We start from the raw sequence: 4,737 nt of genomic DNA on the forward strand, positions 1-4,737 counted from the left end.
GGCTCTTGAGGAAGCAGCTGCTTCCTCAAGAGCCTCTTTTTATTACATAATATGGTAATTAAGGGGAGGAACGTATGAAAAAATATTGGTTGTTTTTACTTTCAATTGTAGTAGCTGTGAGCGTGGCAGGCTGCGGAACCAACGCATCTTCAAGTGCAGGAGAAAAGAAAGAAAAAGATGTTCAAACGATTGTTGTTGGAACGGGCACTCAGTTTCCTAATATTTGCTTTATTGATGATAAAGGCAAACTGACCGGCTATGATGTAGAAGTAGTAAGAGCAATCGACAAAGAGCTAAAGGATTATAAATTTGAATTTAAAACGATGGAATTTTCAAATCTGCTTCTCAGCTTAGAAAGTAATAAAATTGATATGATTGCTCATAACATGGCTCAGAACGCTGAGCGAAAGAAAAAGTTTTTATTTAATGATGAAACATATAATTATTCTCCGCTTTATGTAACAGTTCCTAAAAATCGAAATGATATTCATTCATTAAAAGATTTAGAAGGTAAAAAAATGATTGTAGGAGCTACAAGCAATGCGGCTGTCTATCTAGACAAATACAATCAAAAACACGGCAATAAAATCGATGTAGTTTACGCCGGTCAAGGTGCGGATGATGCCACAACTCAATTAAAAACAGGCCGGGCAGATGCTACGCTTGCGACACCATTTTCCATCGACTTTAGCAATCAAGCGCTGAAATTTCAGCAAAAAACGGTTGGAGATATCGTGATTAATTCAAAAGTATATTTTATGTTTAACAAAAAAGATGAAAAGTTAAAGTCGGAAGTCGATCAGGCGATTAAAAAGCTGAAAAAAGACGGTACATTAAAAAAACTCAGCACAAAATGGCTAGGAGAAGACTATACGGTGCAAAATTGACTATCGCAAAAAAGCAGCTGCCCATATAGCTGCTTTTTTTGTATGATATAAATCCAATAGATAGAAGAAACGATCTGCAAAGAAAACAAAAATTAGTGTATAGTAGAGCTATAAGTACTATAAAAGCAGGACCGCAGTAGGAGGCAATTCATTGATTACGGATTTACAGCGCGGAGATTTCTTTCAAAAAGGACATCGTTATCGCAGAAAACAAATTCATAAGCTTTATAAAGGACAGGAACAAAGCGAAATATCAACCCCGAAAGCGCATCCATGTATTTTTATTTTCACAAAAGAAAGCGGAAGTGAATACGGAACAGGACACGGGTGGAACAGAGATAAAACCGCTTTTTTCTATACAGGAGAAGGCCAAAGAGGATCGATGCAGCTCATTAAAGGCAATAAAGCGCTTCGTGAACATTTCTTATCAGGAAAAGCCGTTTACTTGTTTCACTACGTGGAGCCTGGAGTAGTAGAGTTCATTGATGAAGTGACGTATATTAATCATCAATTAGAAATCATGTGGGACTCAGACGGAGAGCTTCGTGAAGCTATTATTTTTGAACTTGAACGAAATCCTGTGATTGAGGAAAAAGCAGCAAAGCTGGATGTTTCACCTTATTCAACTGAACAGCTTCGCCATATAGCATTAGGAGAAGAAAAAAAGACAAGTATTTACGAACAAACGGCAGCTCTTAAACAATATGTTCACAAACGCGCAGCAGGTATTTGTGAAGCCTGCGGAGAAAGCGCGCCGTTTATCGCAAAAGATGGAAGCTCCTTTTTGCAAATGTACTATCTTTCAAAGCTTTCAGAGAGCGGACTCGCTAAGCCAAAGGACGCTGCGGCACTATGTCCCAACTGTTATAGTCGTCTACGCTACGGGAAAGATAGTGAAGTATATAAAGAAGAGCTGATTACTAAAATTAATGAAAAAGAAGCAGGAAAGAAAAATGAGTAATATCGTCTTTTTTCATTTTATAAAAAACCGTCTCTAGGCAGGGCAGCTGCCGAGGCGGTTTTTTTGTATGTAGAATGACTTCAAAAAATAAAGGCAATAAAGCGTATAAAAATAATGGAAAAACAGATAATGAAAAACTGAAGCTTTCGTTTAGAAAATAGTAAAAGTTGGGGTGATGTGTTGTGGCAGACAAGTATGACTGTGTCATTATAGGTGGAGGAATTGCAGGACTTCAAGCCGCTATTCAGCTTGGAAGATATAAGCGCAGTGTATTGGTTATTGATTCAAACGATGGCCGTTCCAATCTTTGCAAAAATTATCAAAATATATTGGGATGGCCTGAGGGAATAAGCGGGCAAACTCTAAGAGAAACGGGAAGGCAGCAAGCAAAAAGCTACGGCATTCAATTTGCAGAAGAGCGTGTCCTTCAGTGTGAAAAAGAAATAGAAGGGTTTAACGTCATTACAAACTCTGCGAACTACGAAGCAGCTACTTTACTGTTTGCGACGGGAGTCGTAGATCGGATTCCGCCTGAACTTCAGCAAGAGCTATATCCGTGCATGGGAACAACCGTATATGTATGTCCCGACTGCGATGGGTATGAAGTAAATAATAGAAGGGTATTAGTACTAGGGTCAKGAAAAGCAGGAGCCAGTTTATCTCTTACGTTAACATATTGGACAAATGACATTACGTACATTAATCATGATAAAAAAGAAATTGGACCTTTAGCAGATACTTTGATGCAAAAGGGAATTACCTATAAAGAAGCGGCAATAAAAAAAGTCATAGCTGAAGCAGACATGTTAAAAGGAGTCATCCTCGAAAACAATGAATTTATCTATGGAGAAAGAGGTTTTTTAGCGTTCGGAGGAAATAAAGTTCGAACAGAATTAGCGCATGAGCTCGGAGCAGAACTTCTAGAAAATCAGCACATTATCGTAAATCCGCGTACAAAAGAAACAAATGTCTCAAACGTGTGGGCAGCAGGAGACATTGTAGCTCATTCTGAACAAGTGACGGTAGCGATGGGAGAAGGTTTACAAGCCGCTATTTGGATACACAAACGCTTGTTAGAGCCTTATGAAAAATAATTGTTTTTTATCCGTTTCTGCACACGCTACATTCTGAGTGGGAAAAGTCGATTTTTAATGTTTTTTGTAATAAAACTCTGTACAGTATTCTGTGTTCAATAACCTTTCTTATTCTATTTTATATTACAATCGAATAAGAGAAAAATAAGAAAGAGTGATAATAGGTGTTTATTGGATATGCACGTGTATCAACAGGATTATAAAAATAAAAGGTATTTTCTACAAATAGAAAATACCCCCCGTTGGTTGCTACATTAAAAAGGTTAAGTTTGTTATAGCGCGACTTTATTTACCTGATAGCATTGATGATTTAGGACAATAAAAAGGATTAGATTTTCTCGATGACCATTTAAAAGATGAACTATGTATAAATTTGAGAATAGAAACTTTGCAAAAACGAATAGAAGAAAGTATTAGAGCTTTTGATTTACGAAAAGTTGGATTTATTGTAAATGAATTGGCTAAAAACTCCAAATCTGACGTTAGTAAATATTCTGCACGTTCATTTGCCCAAGCCATAGCAACAGGACATATGAAAATACAGGCAATGGTTAGCAGTGACTACGCAATAAAAGTAACAAATCTTCTAACACATAACTCCTTAGATTCCTCAACAAAGGAAAGGGTAAGGCAATTAAAGATAATAGATGAATTGTTAGAATCGCCAAGCTGATAATCAACAATAAGAAACAAGGACACTATGTTTTATTCAATATAGTGTTTTTCTTTATTCAAAAAATCAACAATAAAGTTTAACAGAGCCTTATAAAACTATTATTTTTATAAATTAGTTTGTTATTTTACTTCTTTACATAGAAGATGTGATCTTTTTATTTTTAATAAATTTTATCTTATTTAAAGTATATTAACATTAGATACTTTATTATTTACTTAATGTAACGTACTTTCTGAGAAGATAGGAAGGTAATAAAAGTAATGACCATCTTTTGAAATAAATGGGTATGATGTATAATAAGCCTTTACTCAAAACATTTTGAAAGGAAATGTAATATGATAATTTCTAAGTCACGTAAAAAACATAAAGTGAAGCATCTGGAACCTGCAAGTATCTTGTTCGTGGGGTTTTTAGGATTAATATTGCTCGGCACCAGCTTATTAATGATTCCTGCTGCTACAAGCGATAGACATCATCTAAGCTTTATTGATGCTCTTTTTGAAGCCACTTCTGCTGTATGTGTAACAGGCCTAGCCGTGGTAGATACGGGGACAACATTTACTTTATTTGGACAGCTCATTTTGCTTGTGCTCATTCAAGTTGGTGGCTGGGGATTCATGACTATTGGTATACTCATGTTTATTGTACTAGGTAAAAAAATAGGATTACAACAAAGATTAATACTTAAGGAATCTCTAAATGCTTTTTCGCTACAAGGCGTTATTGCATTAGTCCAACGTGTTGTGCTAATTACATTGGCTGTGGAAGGTATAGGAGCGCTTATCCTAGCTATTCGTTGGTCCCAAGAAATGAGCTGGGGAAAGGCTATTTATTATGGCATATTCCATTCTATCTCTGCTTTTAATAATGCAGGATTTGGTTTGGAACCAGATAATTTAAGCAAATGGGTAGGAGATCCAACCGTAAATATTATGATTACGTTACTTTTCATAATAGGAGGGACTGGATTTTTTGTCATTGCAGACATTTTTCAGAAACGAAACATAAGAAAGTTTTCTCTTYACACTAAAATTGTATTAGTTTCAACTATCCTACTAAATGTCGTGAGTACACTCATTATTTTTACTCTAGAATATCATAACTCTCATACTTTAGGTC

4 protein-coding genes and 1 pseudogene are annotated in these 4,737 nt (G+C 35.8%); all 5 read left to right on the forward strand.

Annotated features, from left to right (window positions below; genetic code table 11):
• The first annotated feature begins 74 nt into the window (after positions 1-74).
• Entirely contained in the window at positions 75-887 is an 813-nt protein-coding gene (locus tag AC1DRF_RS17085) for an amino acid ABC transporter substrate-binding protein (RefSeq protein ID WP_025751375.1), read from the forward strand.
• A gap of 151 nt (positions 888-1,038) precedes the next feature.
• Entirely contained in the window at positions 1,039-1,848 is an 810-nt protein-coding gene (locus AC1DRF_RS17090; protein ID WP_097825080.1) for an SRA domain-containing endonuclease, read from the forward strand.
• 182 nt (positions 1,849-2,030) lie between these two features.
• Positions 2,031-2,942, forward strand: coding sequence for an NAD(P)/FAD-dependent oxidoreductase (locus tag AC1DRF_RS17095; protein ID WP_477741225.1), 912 nt, complete (start codon positions 2,031-2,033; stop codon positions 2,940-2,942).
• Positions 2,943-3,282: 340 nt separating this feature from the next.
• Positions 3,283-3,615 (forward strand): annotated as a pseudogene (locus tag AC1DRF_RS17100) (putative immunity protein); the annotation flags it as partial.
• Positions 3,616-3,953: 338 nt separating this feature from the next.
• The coding region (locus AC1DRF_RS17105; RefSeq protein ID WP_477741226.1) for a potassium transporter TrkG at positions 3,954-4,737 on the forward strand (784 nt) is incomplete at its 3' end.

This window comes from Priestia sp. P5_B4 (genome assembly GCF_056400385.1).

Excerpts from the sequence above, each read along its gene's own strand:
- AC1DRF_RS17085 (WP_025751375.1), top strand. The coding sequence starts at position 75 with ATGAAAAAATATTGGTTGTTTTTACTTTCAATTGTAGTAGCTGTGAGC.